The sequence below is a fragment of the Streptomyces sp. NPDC012888 genome, assembly GCF_042900645.1.
GTDB lineage: Bacteria > Actinomycetota > Actinomycetes > Streptomycetales > Streptomycetaceae > Streptomyces.
Genome location: NZ_JBIBBM010000004.1, coordinates 180,110 through 195,111 on the forward strand (window position 1 = coordinate 180,110; position 15,002 = coordinate 195,111).

Sequence of the window (15,002 nt, forward strand, 5' to 3'; positions counted from 1 at the left end):
GATCCTCCTCCCATCGACCCCACCCCACCCCCCTTCCCCCTTCCGTGAGAGCGGGCCCGGAGCGCCTCGGGGGCGCCCCGGGCCCGTTCGTCGTGCGCGGACGGAGAGCCTCCGGGGTCAGAGGTCGGTGCGCAGGCGCAGGACCTCCGGGGGCGGGTGGCGGGTGCTGGCGTGGCGGACCTCGGCGGACAGCGGCGGGTCGAGCAGGTGGTACGGGACCTCGCCGAGGCCGATGGCGGTGACGTTGCCGCCCGGGGCCGCCGCCCCGCGGGCCGACAGCAGGGCGGCCGTCTCCGCGCGGAGGGCCGGGGTGAGCGGGCTGGACACCAGGGGCGTCTCGTCCTCCTCCCCCGGCAGGACCAGCACCAGGGCGGTGGGGCGGCGGGCCGGTCCGGTGAAGCCGACCACGGCCGCGTCCCGGGTGTCGGTGTGGCGGAGCTTCTGCCAGGCCCGCCGCCCCGCCGGGTAGGCCTGGTCCAGGCGCTTGACGACCAGGCCCTCGATACCGCTGGCGGGCAGGGTCTCGTACCAGGTCGCGGCGAGCTCCGGGTCGGTGGTCATGGGTACCGGCTGGAGGGGCGGGCCCAGCGGCAGGAGCAGGTCGACCAGCAGGGCGCGGCGGCGTTCGTAGGGGCGGGACCGTACGTCCAGCCCGGCCAGGGTGAGGACGTCGAAGGCGGCGTACGAGGCCGGCAGGCTCTGGGCGAGCAGGGCGGCCCGGCCGGGGGTGGCCGCGGCCCGGCGCTGGACGAGGGCGAAGTCGGTGCGGCCGGCGTGCCAGACGACCACCTCCCCGTCGAGGACGGTGTCGGGCGGCAGCTGCCGGGCCGCGCCGGCGAGGTCGGGGAAGGCGGCGGTGACGATCCGGCCGGAGCGGGCCTGGAGCACGACGTCGGTGGCGGTGCGCGAGACGACCATGCGGTGGCCGTCGAACTTCGGCTCGTACGCGAGTCCGGGCCCGCGGGGCAGGGTCCGTACGGTGGCGGCGAGGGCGACCCGGATCATCGGCCCGTCCGGTGGGTGCGGGGCAGCGCGGCGGCGAGGGCGGGGTCGGTCAGCGGGGCGAAGAGGTCGCCGTCGCGGTCCAGGCGGGGTGCGATGTCGTCGGCGAGGAAGACCAGGTCGTCGGGGTGGGCGCAGGCCTCGACCTCGTCCCAGGTGACGGGTGCGGAGACGGTCGGGGCGCGGCGGGCGCGCAGGGTGTAGGGGGCGGCGGTGGTCTTGGCGGCGGCGTTCTGGCTGTGGTCGACGAAGACCTTGCCGGGCCGCAGGGCCTTCGCCATGCGGTGGACGACCAGCGCGGGCAGTTCCGCCTCGGCCTCCTGGGCGAGCCGGCGGGCGTACGCGGAGACCTCGGCGGAGGGGGTGGGCCGCAGGGCCACGGAGAGGTGCAGGCCCTTGGAGCCGGAGGTCTTGGGGTAGGCGTGCAGCCCGTCGGCGGCGAGCCGCTCGCGCAGCCAGAGCGCGGCGGCGCAGCACTCGACCACGGTGGCGGGCGGGCCGGGGTCGAGGTCGAGGACGAGGCGGTTCGCGACGGCGGGGCGGTCGGCGGTCCACTGGTGGACGTGGAACTCGACGACGAGGTTGGCGGCCCAGATGAGGGTCGGCAGGTCGGAGACGACGATCTGGCGGGCGCCGGGGTCCTCGGAGCGGGGCACCGCGGAGGTCTTCACCCATGTGGGTGTGCCGGGCGGCGGGTTCTTGGTGAAGAAGAGCTGCCCTTCCGGTCCGTCGGGATAGCGGAGGAAGGACACCGCCCGGTCGTGGATGTGGGCGAGCAGGGTGTCGGCGACCGTGGCGTAGTAGTGGAGTACCTCGCCCTTGGTGAATCCGGTCTCCGGATAGAGGACCTTGTCGAGATTGCTGAGCGAGAGGCGGCGCCCCTCCACCGATGTGACCGGCGTCATACGATGAGACTGCCACGAAAGAGGAGGAACCGTGCGATCCATCTGGAACGGTGCGATTTCCTTCGGCCTGGTCAGCATCCCGATCAAGCTGGTGAACGCCACCGAGAACCACTCGATCTCGTTCCGGCAGATCCATCTGGCCGACGGCGGCCGGGTCCGCTACCGCAAGGTGTGCGAGCTGGAGGGCGAGGAGATCCCGGCGGCGGAGATCGGCAAGGGGTACGAGGAGCCGGACGGGTCGATCATCCCGATCACGGACGAGGACCTGGCGCAGCTGCCGCTGCCGACCGCGAAGACGATCGAGATCGTGTCGTTCGTGCCGGCCTCGGAGATCGATCCGCTGCAGATGGACGCCGCGTACTACCTGGCGGCGAACGGAGTGTCGGCGGCGAAGCCGTACACGCTGCTGCGGGAGGCGCTCAAGCGGAGCGAGCGGGTGGCCATCGCGAAGTTCGCGCTGCGGGGGCGGGAGCGGCTGGGGATGCTGCGGGTGGTGGACGAGGTCATCGCGATGCACGGGCTGTTGTGGCCGGACGAGATCCGGTCGCCGGAGGGCGTCGCCCCCGAGACCAAGGTCACCGTACGGGAGGCGGAGCTCGACCTGGCGGACGCGCTGATGGCGACGCTGGGCGAGGTGGACGTCTCGTCGCTGCACGACGACTACCGCGAGGCGGTGGAGGCGATGCTGGCGGCGAAGTCGGGCGAGGCGATCGAACGGGAGATGCCGGAAGCGGGCGAGGCGGCGACGGGTCAGGTCATCGACCTGATGGCGGCGCTGGAGCGGAGCGTGCGGGCGGCGAAGGAGTCGCGGGGGGAGGCGGCGGAGGTCACGCCGATCGCCCGGAAGCGGGGGGCGGCCGGGGCCGCGGGGTCCCGGTCCAAGGCGGGGTCCGGGGGTGGGGCTGGGGCTGGGGCTGGGGCCAAGCCCGGGTCCGGGGGCAGGGGTGGGGCTGGGGCTGCGCCGAAGGCGGTGGGGGGGAAGAAGTCGACGGCTGCGAAGTCGGGGGCGGGGGCGAGTGGGAGCGGGGGCGGGAGCGCGGCGAAGAAGACGACTTCGGCGAAGTCGACGGCGTCCTCGGGGGCGGCGGCGAAGAAGAAGTCCACGGCTGCGGCTGGGGGCGCGGCCGCGAAGAAGAAGTCGGCGACTCCCCGCAAGCGGACCTCGGCGTAGCCGGTGCCGGGCGGCCCGGCAGGGGCTCCGCCCGGGCACGCGGGGCGCCGCCCCGCACCCTCCCCCAGACTCCGTCCGGGGGGACCCCCACGCCTCAAACGCCGGCGAGGCTGGGCGGCCCGGTCGGGGGCAGCGCCGGCGAGGGTGGGGGTCAGGGGCGGGTCCAGGTGTGGCGGTTGCGGGCCCGGGTGTGGAGGGCTTCCACGTCGGACGGGGTCAGGGGGACCGGGGCCGCGGCCGTCAGGGACGCCGGGGAGGAGCCGTCGCGGAGCACGCGGACGTCGCGCAGCGTCGGGGCCACGTCCACGCGGGCCCCGTCGACGACCGCCACCGCCGGGACGACCGGCACGCCCAGCGCCCGGGCGGCGCGTTCCGCCGCCCCGCGCGCCCGGCGGGGGTCCGGCCTGGGCTCCGCGCGTCCGACCGTGACCAGCAGGTCCCCGACGTGGACCCGCTGGCGGCGGCCCGGGACCGTGACCACGCACAGCACGCCCGCCGGGCCGATCAGCAGGTGGTCGAGGACGCCCGCGCCGGACAGCGGCACGGCGTGCAGGATCCGCCAGCCGGCGTCCTCCAGCGCGTCGAACTCGGCTCCCATCCGCTGCTGAGCCTGGAGGTCCTGGCGGAGCCGGTGGCGGGTGCGGCCGCCGGTGCCGGCGGTGCCGTGCGCAAGCTCGCCGAGCAGGGCCTCCCCGGGGCGGTTCGGGGCCAGGTCGTCGTCCGGGTGCAGGGTGAGCCGGGCCAGGTCGGCCCGGCTGGGCACGGGCGGCGGCCCCACCGTGTACGCGCCGTTCAGGAAAGGCCGCAGGGCGGCGAGTACGTCGTCCTGCCGGTCGGCCGCGAGGAGGCTGACCCGGTGGGTCTCGCGGTCGTACCAGGCCACGCCGCGGCCGTCCGGCGTGGTGACGTACAGCCGCCCGCGGACCTGCCGCCCGGCCGGTACCACCCTCAGCCCCCGCGGTGCCCGCGCCTTCGGTTGCGCCTGCTGTGCCTGCCGCGTCATCGGCGTCACCCCCGCGTCCATGTGAGCAGCCGGGGCCCGCCTCGGCAATCCCCCCTGCGGCCCGTGGCACACGCGTTCGTAACGACTCCGTGGGGACAGCGCTGGCTGGCCGTTACACGACGCGCACGCGGCCGCAACGGCCCGGCCCTAGGTTGGGGTCACGCCGACCCGTCAGCCCGTCAGCCCGTCAGCCCATCAGCGAAGGAACACCGTCGTGCGTAGCGTCCGCCGCCGCCCCCTCGTCCGCGCCGCCGCCGCTGTCGCCGCCTGCGCCGCAGGCGTCCTGGCCCTGCCGGGCGGCGCCGTCGCCGCGCGGGCGGCCGAGACGGCGACGGCCCCGCGGACCCTGGTCAGCAGCCGCACCCTCGCCGACGGGGTGTCCACCGCGAAGGTGTACCGGGTGGGCGAGAACGCCTACCAGGCGGAGATCGCCGGCGGAGGGGACACGGTGTCCCGCGTCAGCAGCCGGGACGGCGCCGTCGGGTACGGGTCCAGTGGCGAGCTGCGGATCGCGCTGCGGCCCGACGGCCGGCTGTCGTCCTGGGTGCCGACCGGTGGGCGCAGCGCCACCGCCGCCTACGACGGCCCGGCCGCCACCTCCGGCCCCGCGGATGCGCTGCGCCTGCGCACCCTGGCCGACGCCCCCGGCGACGGCGTGCTGCTCCTCGCCGCGGGCGGCGGCATGGCCGCCCTGGGTGCCGCCGGCCTGGGCTTCGCGATGCTGCGCCGGGGCCGTACCGACGGCTGACGGGGCAAATGGGATTTACGTCCGCATATGGTGGAGCGGACAGATCGCCCCCACAGGGAGGACGCCGGCGCCCGTGAAGCCGCCTCCACCGCCGCGTCCGAGCCGTGCCCTCCGCCGGCCCGGACGGCTCGCCGCCGTGCCCGCTGCCCTGCTGCTGCCCGCGGCCCTGCTGCTTGGCGGGTGCGGCGGCACCGGCGGCCTGGTCGCCGCCGGCCCGACCCCCACCGCCCACGGGCCGGCGCACCTGTGGCCCGCCCGTCAGGGGGCTTCCGTACTGCCGGCCGAACCCGGCGGGGCGCCCCCCGAGTACGTACCGGGCCTGCCGAGGGTGACCGGGCAGGAGGTGCGCGAGGTCGATCCGGTGCGGCTGGTCCAGGAGGAGCTCAAGGCGCACGGGGACCGGGTCACCGGCCCGGACGGGATGCCCGCCGCGACCGCCGACGCCATCCGTGCCTGCGAGCCCGGGCAGGCGGGCCGTCCCGCCGCGGGCGACGGGCCGGCCTGTCCGGTGATGGAGCCGTACTACCGGGACCTGACCGGCAACGGCCGGGACGACCTGATCGTCGGGATCGAGTTCCCGGGCCCGGAGCACGAGATGTCCGTACGCGTCTACACCGCCGACCCGGACGGCCGGCTCAACCGGATCATGGCAACCACCCAGCCCGTGATCAGCGTGGAGCTGGCCGGCCGCGACCTGATCGTGCGGATGCCGAGCGCGAACCCGGGTTACGAGCTGGCCACCGCCTGGTCCTGGGACGAGAGCCAGCGGACCATGCTGCCGGCGCGGGAACAGATCACCCGGGTGGCGCAGGGCCGCCCGGGAGCGGTCACGCCGTGACCCGCGGCACCGGCGGGGCCCGTGCGGGCCGGGGTGTGCGCCTCCCGGCCTGGACGGCGACGCTGACCTTCAAGGCGGCCTGCTTCATCGCGGTGATGTGCTGCGCCCTCGCGGCCCTGCTCGGCGTCCTGGTGCACGCGGAGGTGACCCGGCAGACGGTGGCCGCCGCCCGGGAGAAGGCCCTGGACCGGCTCACCGAGGCCGCCCGGCACTACGAGGCGGGCGAGCTCCTGCCGCCGGAGACCGGCGTCGACCCGCCCGGGCTGCCGGCCCCGCTGCGCGCGCTGGCGCTCTCCGGCCGGCGCGGGACGATGGTCGGCGAGCAGGGCGGACGGCCGACGATGTGGGCGGCGGCGCCGGCCGACGGGCGGGCGCTGGCAGCCGCGGTCGACTACCGGCAGTCCGCGAGCACCATCGGCGGCCTGGACAACGCGATCATCGGTTCCTCGGTGCTGGCCATCGGCGGGACCTTGCTGATCGGCGCGTTCGCCGTCACCCGGGTGACGCGGCGGCTGCACCAGACGGCGACGGTGGCCCGGCGGATCAGCCAGGGCGACCTGGACGCCCGGGTCGGCGACCCGCGCACCCGGGACCCGGCCGGGCGGCAGGACGAGGTGGCGATCGTCGCCGGTGCGCTGGACACGATGGCGGGGACGCTCCAGGCGAAGCTGCTGAGCGAGCAGCGGTTCACCGCGGACGTGGCGCACGAGCTGCGCACCCCGCTGACCGGGCTGCAGGCGGCCTCGGAGCTGCTGCCGGAGGGCCGGCCGACGGAGCTGGTGCAGGAGCGGGTACGGACGATGCGGCAGCTGACGGAGGACCTGCTAGAGATCTCGCGGCTGGACTCGGGCAGCGAGCGGGTGGAGTCCGGGCTGGAGCGGCTGGGGGCACTGGCCGGGCGGGTGGTGCGGGCGTCGGGGACGGCCACGGAGGTGGTGGTCCGCCGGGACGCGTACGTGGAGACGGACCGGCGGCGGCTGGAGCGGGTGCTGGGGAACCTGGTGGCCAACGCGCACAGGCACGGCCGGGAGCCGGTGGTGCTCACGGTCGACGGGCCCGTGGTGACGGTGCGGGACCACGGGGACGGCTATCCCGGGTACCTGGTGGAGCACGGGCCGCAGCGGTTCCGCACGGAGCCCGGGGCCCGGGGCGGGGGGACCGGGCTGGGCCTCACCATCGCCGCCGGCCAGGCGGCGGTGCTCGGGGCGGAGCTCCGCTTCGGCAACGCGGCCGACGGCGGGGCGGTGGCCGAGCTGACGCTCCCGGGCGAGGCCGGCCCCGGGTACGAGGAGCCCGGCGGGGGCGCGCCCGGGGACGCGGACGGCGGCTGAGCCGGCGGCGAGTGCCCGGCGGAGCGCCGGGCACTCGCCCGCACGGCGCCGGTCCGGCGGAGCTCAGGCGCAGCCGCACCGCGCCGGACCTGCGGAGCTCGGCGCCGGCCGCGCGGCGCCGGTCAGGCGGAGCGCCGGCCCGCCCGGCCCGGCCGGGGGGCGTGCCCGCCGGCGCCCGGGGCGTCCGGTCAGGCGGCGGTGCTCCGGCGGGTCCAGGGCCAGCGGGGCCGGGGCTTCACGCCCGTCGGGTCGTACTCGTACTTCCAGCCGCGCTGGAGGCCCAACCGCTTCGTGTAGCCGGCCGGCACCCGCTTGTAGAGCAGGACCGTGGGCGGGCCGCCCGCGGCGTCGGGCACCGGGATCTCGTACCACTTGGGCGGGTGGCCGGTGGGGCCCAGCAGGATCGGGAGGACCCGGCCGTCCATGGGGCCGCCCTCGAAGGGGGTGGGTTCGCTTCTCACCCTCCCAGTGTCACAGCAGGTGCGCGGCCTCGGAGACCACCGGGATCACCCGGCGGGCGAGCCGCCCCGCCGGGCCGTCCCCGGACTCCAGGGCCAGGGCGCGGCGCGCGGCCGCCGCCGTCTGCGGATCGCTGGCGGCGGTGGCGGTGAGCAGGGCGATGAATTGGTCGAGCAGCCAGTCGCGGAGCTCCTCCACCGCGGGCTGCTTGCCCTCGTCGATCCAGATGAGGGAGGCCGCCTCGACCGCGGTGATCCACGTGCGGACCATCATCCGCAGACGCGGGCCGGGCTCGGGGACGGCGAGGTGCAGCAGGATCTGGTCGGCGGCGGCGCGCCGGATGCCGTCCACGGTGGCGGTGGTGCGGGAGGTCTCCACGACGCTGCCGCCGTGCAGGAGGGCGCTGAAGCCGGTGTCGTGCTCGTCGACGAAGGCCAGGTAGCGGTCGAGGGCACGGGACAGCCGCAGGGTCAGCGGGCCGGTCTGGGGTTCGGCGAAGCAGTGGCGCAGCTCGTCCGCGGCCGAACGCAGGGCCGCCTCGTACAACTGCTGCTTGCCGCCGGGGAAGTAGCGGTAGACCAGGGGGCGGGACACGCCGGCGGCCTCGGCGACGTGGTCGAGGGAGACGTCCTCCGGGGCGTGGTGCGCGAACAGGGTCAGCGCGGCGTCGAGGAGCTGGGCCCGCCGCTCCTCGACGCTGAGCCGGCGGTAGGCGCGCGGGGCGGCCGGTGGGGCCGGGGGCGCCGCGGGCTTGGTCCGGGTCCGGGTCATGCCCGCAGCGTATCCCCCGGGCCGGGGGGTCAGGCGAGCAGTCCGGAGCTCTTCCACAGCTTCCGGCCGACCCCGCGCAGCACGCCGATGTCGTCGAGGAAGTCGGTGAGCCGCTTGGCGCCGGTCTGCATCACCTCGCGGCGGTGGCCGCTGGCGCGGACCTGGGCGACGGCCTCGCGCCGGTCGAGGCCGACGTTCTCGTAGACCTTGGGGTTGACGAAGGCGACGGAGAAGACGCGGGCGGCCTCGCCGCAGGAGACGCGGGTGAGTTCGCGCTCCCAGCGGGGGGCGGTGAGCATCTGCCGGCGCAGCTCCTCGCGGGCGTACCGGACGTGGCGGGCCTCTTCGATGACGTGGATCCGGGTGACCCCGCGCACCAGCGGCTGGATCCGCTCGTCGGGGAAGGTGAGGCGCTGCATCCAGTCCAGGATCTCCTCGCCGAGCAGGGTGCAGGCGAAGGAGCCGGGGGTGGTGGAGACGGTCTTCAGGATGCGGGCCAGGTTGTGGTTGAGGCGGGAGACCGGGTAGTCGGGGGAACCCGCCTTCTTGATCATCCGGGCGAACATCATCGAGTGCCGGCACTCGTCGGCGATCTCGGTGAGCGCGTACCGGACGTGGTTGCTGGTCAGGGACTTGTCGTAGATGTGCCGGACCATCAGCTGCATGAGGATGACCTCGAACCAGATGCCGAGGGAGGCGAGCGCGGCGGCCTCGTGGCGGGAGAGTTCGATGCGCTGCTCCTCGCTCATCCGCTTCCACAGCGGGGTGTCGTAGAGGGAGAGCAGCTCGGGGGGCCAGTAGTACTTGCCGTCGACCGCCGGGGCGTCCCAGTCGAGTTCCCGGTCCGGGTCGAAGGAGTGCTTGGCGGAGGATTCGAGCAGTCGCTCGGCGACCTGCTCGCGGTCCTTGAGCAGGCCGAGCGCGTCCCGCAGGACGGCTCGGTCGGTGACGGTCGTCATGGTTCGGACACCTCGTGGGCAGGGTTACCAGCGGTCACCTCTTATGAGACTGCCCGTCAGCAAGGGCGTCAATCCCCCGCGCGCGTGTTGTTGACCCCGCGTCTACCAACATGCTGGACTGCGAACAGACCAGTCCTGTACGGCAGTACGCGACAAGAGGGGGCGTCAGTGTCGACGCACGATCTCTACACCAGGCAGCCGGACGACGGCGTCTGGCAGGTCCCGGCCTCCGGTGCGGCGCGCTTCAACTGGGAGTACGACGGCGGCCGCGAACGGCTCCTCGCGCTCTACCAGAAGGGCAAGGACAAGCAGTGGGACGGGGCCAAGCGGATCGACTGGGACCTGGACGTCGACCCGTACGACCCGCTCGGCACCCCGGACGAGGCGCTGACCCTGTACGGCACGCGGCACTGGCCCAAGCTGACCGAGCGGGACAGGGGTGACCTGCGCCGGCACTACGCGGCGTGGAACTTCAGCCAGTTCCTGCACGGCGAGCAGGGGGCGATGGTGTGCGCGGCCCGCATCGTCGAGTCCGTCCCCGACCTCGACGCGAAGTTCTACTCCGCCACGCAGACGATGGACGAGGCCCGGCACGCGGAGATCTTCGGGCGGTTCCTGCACGAGAAGGTCGGCATGCTGTACCCGGTCGACGACAACCTCCAGGGGTTGCTGGGCGACACGCTGCGCGACTCCCGCTGGGACATGCCCTACCTGGGCATGCAGGTGCTGATCGAGGGCCTGGCGCTGGCGGCCTTCGGGATGATCCGCGACACCACGGACAAGCCGCTGCCCAAGCAGGTGCTGGCGTACGTCATGCAGGACGAGGCGCGCCACGTCGCGTTCGGGCGGATGGCGCTGCGGGACTACTACAGGCAGCTGACGGACGCGGAACTGCGCGAACGCGAGGAGTTCGTGATCGAGGGCTGCTACCTGATGCGGGACCGGCTGCGGGGGGTGGAGGTGCTGGAGAACTTCGGCATCCCGCCGAAGGAGGCCGCGGAGCTCTCGGAGCGGTCGGAGTTCCTGCGGTTGTTCCGGAAGCTGCTGTTCAGCCGGATCGTGCCCTGCGTCAAGGATATCGGCCTGTGGGGTGAGCGGCTCCAGAAGGCGTACCTCGACATGGGCGTCTACGAGATGGGCGACTCGAACCTGGACCTGCTGATGACGCAGGACGAGGAGGTCGCGGAGGAGCTGGACCGGGAGCGGTTCGCGGCGGAGGAGGCGGCGCGGGTGGCGGAGGTGGCGGAGGTGATCGCCGGCGGGGCGGACCCCGCGCCCTGACCGGGCGTGCGGCTGCCCGTCGGCCGCCGGGCGGGGCCCGACCAGGCCGGCGCGGCCGGCCGGAACCGGTTACGAGCCGACCGCGGCTCCCGCCGGACCCGCTCAAACGCCGCTCGGGCTGTAGTGGCCGGGCGGGAGCGACCAAGGCGACCTCGGCCCCGACAGGGCCCGCTCGAATGCCGCTCGGGCTTCAAAGGCTGGACCTGGAACGGCGCTCGCGCTGCGGACGTTGGGGCGGAGGCGAGTGTGAGGTGGCGGTGGGTGCGGGGCTCATGGGGGTGTGAGGGCTGCTGTCATCACCGTGCGGGCGATCGGGGCGGCCGCGCTGTTGCCGCTGATGCCGCGCCGGTCGGCCTGCGCGTCCTCCACGACCACCGCCACCGCCACCTCCGGCACCGCCGACCGCTCCCCCTTCGCCCAGGCGATGAACCACGCGTACGGCGTGCCCGTGTTGCCGACCCCGTGCTGGGCGGTGCCGGTCTTGCCGCCGACCACCGCCCCGGGGATCGCCGCGTTCCGGCCCGTGCCCTCCTCCACCACCCCCACCATCAGCTCCTGGAGCCGCAGCGCGGTGGCCGGGTTCATCGCCCGGCCCAGCGTCCTCGGGGCGGACCGGCGCACCGGGTCGCCGTCCGCCTGCGCGGTGCCCTCCACCAGGTACGGGACCTTCATCTCACCGCCGTTGGCCACCGCCGCCGCCACCATCGCCATCTGCAGCGGCGTCGCCCTGGTGTTGAACTGCCCGATCGAGGACAGCGCCAGCTGGTCCTCGCTCATGTCCGTGTCGAACCCGGACCGCGACACCCACGAAGGCACCGTCAGTGACGCGTCGTTGAAACCGAAGCGCTCCGCCGCCGCCACCATCCGGCGCAGCCCGACCCGCACCCCGATCTTCGCCATCACCGTGTTGCAGGACCAGCGCACCGCCTCCGCCATCGAGGCGTCCTCGCACCCGCGGGACGCGTTGGGCAGCAGGGTGCGCGTGCCCGGCAGCGGGTAGGGGTCGGGGGTCTCGGTCGGCGCGTCCACATCGGTGACGACACCGGCGTCCAGGGCCGCCGCGGCCGTCACGATCTTGAAGGTGGAGCCGGGCGGGTACGTCTCGCGCAGCGCCCGGTTCAGCATCGGCCTGGCCGGGTCCGCGTTCAGCCGCGCCCAGGCCGCCCTGACCTGCGCCCCGGTGCCGGAAAGCACCCCAGGGTCGTACGAGGGGCTGCTCACCAGCGCCAGGATCCGCCCGGTGCCCGGTTCGACGGCGACCACCGCGCCGCGCCGGCCGGCCAGCCCCGTGTACGCGGCCCGCTGCACCGCGGCCCTGACGGTGGTGGCCACGCGGCCGCCGTCCGGGCGGCCCCGGGCCAGGTCGTACCAGAACGGGAAGGCGGTCAGCCCCGGGTGCGTGCCGGCCAGGACCGCGTCCTCGGCCCGCTCCACGAAGCTGGTGCCGTACGTCTGCGAGGAGAACCCCGTGACCGGGGCGTAGAGCGGGCCGTCCAGGTAGGTCCGCTCGTGGCGCAGCAGCTGGCCGCTGTCGCGGTTGCCGGTGACCGGGCGGCCGTCGACCAGGATGTCGCCGCGCGGCTGGGCGTAGCGGGCGATGACGGACCGCTTGTTGGCCGGGTTGGCGGCCAGCTCCCCGGCGTCGGCGAGCTGCACCCGGGCCGCGTTGACCAGCAACGCGGCCAGCAGCAGCGCGCAGAACCAGGCGCACCAGCGGATGTAGCGGATCACCCGCGCACCTCCGCGGCGGGCCGGGGGCTGCGGGCGCGGTCGCTGAGCCGCACCAGCAGCGCCACGATGATCCAGTTGGTCACGACGGAGGAGCCGCCCTGGGCCAGGAAGGGCATGGCCATGCCGGTGAGGGGGATCAGTCCGGTCACTCCCCCGGTGATCACGAACACCTGGAGGGCGATGATCGACGCCAGTCCGGTGGCGAGCAGCCGCCCGAAGGAGTCGCGCAGCGCCAGCCCGGCCTCGAAGCCGCGGGCGACGAGCAGCCCGTACAGCAGCAGCAGGGCGACCAGACCGGCCAGGCCCAGCTCCTCGCCGGCGGTGGCGAGGACGAAGTCCGATTTGGCGGCGAACCCGATGAGGAAGGACTGGCCGTCGCCCAGGCCCGCGCCGAGGAGTCCGCCGGCGCCGAAGGCGAAGAGGGACTGGGCGAGCTGGCCGGGTCCCTCGCCGCGCTCGATGGAGGCGAAAGGATTCAGCCAGTCCTCCACCCGGCCGTGGACGTGCGGCTCGAACGTGCCCACTGCCCACGCTCCGAGGCCGGCGAGGGCCAGGCCGACGGCGATCCAGCCGATCCGGCCGGTGGCGGTGAACAGCATGATCACGAAGAGTCCGAAGAACAGGAGCGAGGTGCCGAGGTCCCGTTCCAGGACGAGGACGCCGACGCTGAGCAGCCAGACCGCGAGGATCGGGCCCAGCACCCGCATCGGCAGCATCCGGAAGACCCAGATCCGGCGGCCGGTCAGGGCGAGCGCGGTCCGGTTGGCCGCGAGGTACGAGGCGAAGAACAGCGCCAGCAGGATCTTGGCGAACTCCCCCGGCTGGAAGGAGAACCCGGCCGCCCGGATCCAGATGTGGGCGCCGTTCACGGGTGGGAAGAAGACCGGGACGACCATCAGCACGAGCGCGGTGACGACCGCGAGGTAGGTGTACCGCTGGAGCACCCGGTGGTCCCGGAGCAGGGCCAGGACGAGGACGAACAGCGCGACGCCGAGCGCGGACCAGACGAGCTGGGTGCCGGCGGTCAGGTGGTGCGGGGTGGTCAGGTCCAGCCGCTGGATCAGCACCAGGCCCAGGCCGTTGAGCAGCACGGCGATGGGCAGCAGCACGGGGTCGGCGTACGGGGCGGCGAACCGTACGGCCAGATGGGCGAGCAGGGCGGCCACGGCCAGCCCGCCGGCGTACCGGGAGGCCTCCTCCGGGACGTGCCCCACGGTGGCGAGGCCGACGTACAGATAGCCGAGGACGGAGACGGCGACCGCACCGGCGAGCAGCGCGAGCTCGGCGCCCCGGCGCTTGGGGAGGGGTCCGCCGGGTGGCGGAACGGAGTCGGCGGGGTCCGCCACCTTTGCCGTCAATGCGGTCATATGGGAAACGTAGCAAGCTCCCTGAGCTTATGTCCGGCTATGTCATAGTGTGCCGAAGAGCAGTCAGAAGTGATCGGAACAGGAGGCGGGGTGGTGGTGATGGGACCCGTGGAGTTCATCGTCCTCGCCTTTCCCGAGGAGCAACTGCGCGTACCGGCGGTCGAGGCGGTGCTGGGGCTGCGCAAGACCGGCAACGTCCGGCTCATCGACGGGCTGGTCGCGACGAAGACGGCGGGCGGGGAGGTGTTCGCGGCGGAGTTCGACGAGTTCCACGAGCTGCACGGGCTGCTGGCCGGGCGGGAGGTGGCGCGGCTGATCGGCCCCGAGGACGTCCAGGAGGCCGCCGACCTGCTGGACCGGGGCAGCTGCGCGCTGCTGCTGGTGGTGGAGCACGTGTGGGCGGCGGACGCGGCGGTGGCGGTACGGGCGGCAGGCGGGCGGATCGCGGGGTCGGTCCGCATCCCGGCGGACCGGCTGGCCGGGCTGGGGGTGGGGTGATGTTCATCCGGCCGGTCGGAGCGGTGGTGCGGCCTGCGGAGCGGGTGGCGGGGCGGCCGCTGCTGCGGGGGTTGCTGGCGCGGGGGGCGTACGTCTGGGACGGCGGGCCCGGCCCGGCGGCCGCGCCGCCGCCCCCGCCCCCGCCGGCCGCGGCCGGGCCCCCGCCCGCGTCGGACCTCGCGGACCAGCTGACCCGGCTCGCGGACCTGGCGCAGGACGGGCTGCTCACCCCGGAGGAGTTCACGGCGGCCAAGTCCCGCCTCCTGAACCCCTGAGGGCGCACGGCGACGACCCCACCGAAGCCCAGGGGCTCCGCTCCGCCTCCCTCCCCCCGCGCCTCAAACGCCGGCGAGGCTGAACGTGCCCGCCCCACCGGAAAGCCCAGCGGGGGCTTCACCCCGACACACGGGGCTCCGCCCCATACCCCGCGCCTCAAACGCCGGCGAGGCTGAACATGCCGCCCAACCGGAAAGCCCGCCGGGGGCTCCGCCCGGACACACGGGGCTCCGCCCCGCACCCCGCGCCTCAAACGCCGGCGAGGCTGAAGGTGCCAGACGGGGCTGGAGATGCCCGCGTGGCGTAGATGTCGGCGGAGCTGGATGGGCGGACGGACAGGCAGACGGACAGGGAACGGGCGGGCGGACGGGGGGCGGACGGGCGGACGGGCGGACGGGCGGACGGACAGGGAACTGGCAGGCGGGTCGGAAACGGCGGGCGGGCGGACAGGAACCTGGCAGGCGGGTGGGGGGCGGACGGACGGGGAACTGGCAGGCGGGTGGGGGGCGAACGGACGGGAACGGGCGGGTGGGCGCACGGTCGGTGGGCGGGGGGGGCGGCGCAGGGGGGTGGGGGTGGAGGGTCGGGGGGGGGGGGGGGGGGGGGGGGGGGTGGGGGGGGGGGGCCCCCCCGCCGGCCCGCGGCCCGGCCCACCGCCGGAC

Annotated in this window: 15 protein-coding genes; 7 read left to right on the forward strand and 8 right to left on the reverse strand. The window is 74.9% G+C overall.

The annotated features are described in order from the left end of the window. Positions 1–117 precede the first annotated feature (117 nt). Positions 118–1,005: an ATP-dependent DNA ligase gene (locus ACFY61_RS08230; protein ID WP_389468571.1), complete on the reverse strand. Its 888-nt coding sequence runs from the start codon at positions 1,003–1,005 to the stop codon at positions 118–120. Continuing rightward, positions 1,002–1,907 carry a non-homologous end-joining DNA ligase gene (gene ligD, locus ACFY61_RS08235; RefSeq protein WP_389468574.1) on the reverse strand — a complete coding sequence of 302 codons (906 nt, stop codon included), beginning with the start codon at positions 1,905–1,907 and terminating at the stop codon, positions 1,002–1,004. The genes ACFY61_RS08230 and ligD overlap by 4 nt, the downstream gene beginning before the upstream one ends. A gap of 31 nt (positions 1,908–1,938) precedes the next feature. On the opposite strand from ligD, the gene ACFY61_RS08240 reads away from it, so the two are divergent. Then, positions 1,939–3,078, forward strand: coding sequence for a Ku protein (locus ACFY61_RS08240; protein ID WP_389468577.1), 1,140 nt, complete (start codon positions 1,939–1,941; stop codon positions 3,076–3,078). A gap of 151 nt (positions 3,079–3,229) precedes the next feature. Here the strand turns inward: ACFY61_RS08240 and ACFY61_RS08245 are convergent, their stop codons facing one another. Next, positions 3,230–4,081: an NERD domain-containing protein gene (locus ACFY61_RS08245; protein WP_389468580.1), complete on the reverse strand. Its 852-nt coding sequence runs from the start codon at positions 4,079–4,081 to the stop codon at positions 3,230–3,232. Between the two features lie 214 nt (positions 4,082–4,295). On the opposite strand from ACFY61_RS08245, the gene ACFY61_RS08250 reads away from it, so the two are divergent. From ACFY61_RS08250 to ACFY61_RS08260, 3 genes are all read left to right on the forward strand, one after another. Then, positions 4,296–4,829 (forward strand): hypothetical protein, encoded by a 534-nt coding sequence (locus ACFY61_RS08250; protein ID WP_389468583.1) that lies wholly within the window; start codon positions 4,296–4,298, stop codon positions 4,827–4,829. Positions 4,830–4,965: 136 nt separating this feature from the next. Next, complete coding sequence (locus tag ACFY61_RS08255) at positions 4,966–5,667, forward strand: hypothetical protein (protein ID WP_389468586.1); 702 nt, start codon at positions 4,966–4,968, stop codon at positions 5,665–5,667. Continuing rightward, positions 5,664–6,998, forward strand: a complete 1,335-nt coding sequence (locus ACFY61_RS08260; RefSeq protein ID WP_389468589.1) for a histidine kinase dimerization/phospho-acceptor domain-containing protein — start codon at positions 5,664–5,666, stop codon at positions 6,996–6,998. Before ACFY61_RS08255 ends, ACFY61_RS08260 begins: the two co-directional genes overlap by 4 nt. Before the next feature lie 188 nt (positions 6,999–7,186). On the opposite strand, the gene ACFY61_RS08265 is transcribed toward ACFY61_RS08260, so the two are convergent. The 3 genes from ACFY61_RS08265 to ACFY61_RS08275 are packed head-to-tail and all read right to left on the reverse strand — an operon-like array spanning position 7,187 to position 9,187. Then, positions 7,187–7,459 (reverse strand): hypothetical protein, encoded by a 273-nt coding sequence (locus ACFY61_RS08265; RefSeq protein WP_389468592.1) that lies wholly within the window; start codon positions 7,457–7,459, stop codon positions 7,187–7,189. Between the two features lie 10 nt (positions 7,460–7,469). Further along, positions 7,470–8,228, reverse strand: coding sequence for a TetR/AcrR family transcriptional regulator (locus tag ACFY61_RS08270; RefSeq protein WP_389468594.1), 759 nt, complete (start codon positions 8,226–8,228; stop codon positions 7,470–7,472). A 29-nt stretch (positions 8,229–8,257) separates the two neighbouring features. Next, a complete protein-coding gene (locus ACFY61_RS08275; RefSeq protein ID WP_389468597.1) occupies positions 8,258–9,187 on the reverse strand; it encodes a diiron oxygenase in 930 nt (309 codons plus the stop codon). A 168-nt stretch (positions 9,188–9,355) separates the two neighbouring features. Here ACFY61_RS08275 and ACFY61_RS08280 point away from each other — a divergent pair, with 168 nt between their 5' ends. After that, positions 9,356–10,468 carry a ferritin-like domain-containing protein gene (locus ACFY61_RS08280; protein WP_389468599.1) on the forward strand — a complete coding sequence of 371 codons (1,113 nt, stop codon included), beginning with the start codon at positions 9,356–9,358 and terminating at the stop codon, positions 10,466–10,468. Positions 10,469–10,738: 270 nt separating this feature from the next. Here the strand turns inward: ACFY61_RS08280 and ACFY61_RS08285 are convergent, their stop codons facing one another. Together ACFY61_RS08285 and ACFY61_RS08290 are read right to left on the reverse strand one after the other, a co-directional pair. Continuing rightward, positions 10,739–12,199, reverse strand: a complete 1,461-nt coding sequence (locus tag ACFY61_RS08285) for a penicillin-binding transpeptidase domain-containing protein (RefSeq protein ID WP_389468602.1) — start codon at positions 12,197–12,199, stop codon at positions 10,739–10,741. After that, positions 12,196–13,557: an FtsW/RodA/SpoVE family cell cycle protein gene (locus ACFY61_RS08290; RefSeq protein WP_389469291.1), complete on the reverse strand. Its 1,362-nt coding sequence runs from the start codon at positions 13,555–13,557 to the stop codon at positions 12,196–12,198. Before ACFY61_RS08290 ends, ACFY61_RS08285 begins: the two co-directional genes overlap by 4 nt. Positions 13,558–13,635: 78 nt before the next feature. Here ACFY61_RS08290 and ACFY61_RS08295 point away from each other — a divergent pair, with 78 nt between their 5' ends. Together ACFY61_RS08295 and ACFY61_RS08300 are read left to right on the forward strand one after the other, a co-directional pair. Further along, positions 13,636–14,064 carry a DUF6325 family protein gene (locus tag ACFY61_RS08295; RefSeq protein WP_389468604.1) on the forward strand — a complete coding sequence of 143 codons (429 nt, stop codon included), beginning with the start codon at positions 13,636–13,638 and terminating at the stop codon, positions 14,062–14,064. Further along, positions 14,064–14,339, forward strand: coding sequence for an SHOCT domain-containing protein (locus ACFY61_RS08300; protein WP_389468607.1), 276 nt, complete (start codon positions 14,064–14,066; stop codon positions 14,337–14,339). Before ACFY61_RS08295 ends, ACFY61_RS08300 begins: the two co-directional genes overlap by 1 nt. Positions 14,340–15,002: the final 663 nt, after the last annotated feature.

What these genes read in the sequence shown, in the direction of transcription:
- ACFY61_RS08230 (WP_389468571.1), bottom strand. Translation starts at nt 1,005, where the DNA reads ATGATCCGGGTCGCCCTCGCCGCCACCGTACGGACCCTGCCCCGCGGG.
- ligD (WP_389468574.1), bottom strand. Translation starts at nt 1,907, where the DNA reads ATGACGCCGGTCACATCGGTGGAGGGGCGCCGCCTCTCGCTCAGCAAT.
- ACFY61_RS08245 (WP_389468580.1), bottom strand. Translation starts at nt 4,081, where the DNA reads ATGACGCGGCAGGCACAGCAGGCGCAACCGAAGGCGCGGGCACCGCGG.
- ACFY61_RS08270 (WP_389468594.1), bottom strand. Translation starts at nt 8,228, where the DNA reads ATGACCCGGACCCGGACCAAGCCCGCGGCGCCCCCGGCCCCACCGGCC.
- ACFY61_RS08275 (WP_389468597.1), bottom strand. Translation starts at nt 9,187, where the DNA reads ATGACGACCGTCACCGACCGAGCCGTCCTGCGGGACGCGCTCGGCCTG.
- ACFY61_RS08300 (WP_389468607.1), top strand. Translation starts at nt 14,064, where the DNA reads ATGTTCATCCGGCCGGTCGGAGCGGTGGTGCGGCCTGCGGAGCGGGTG.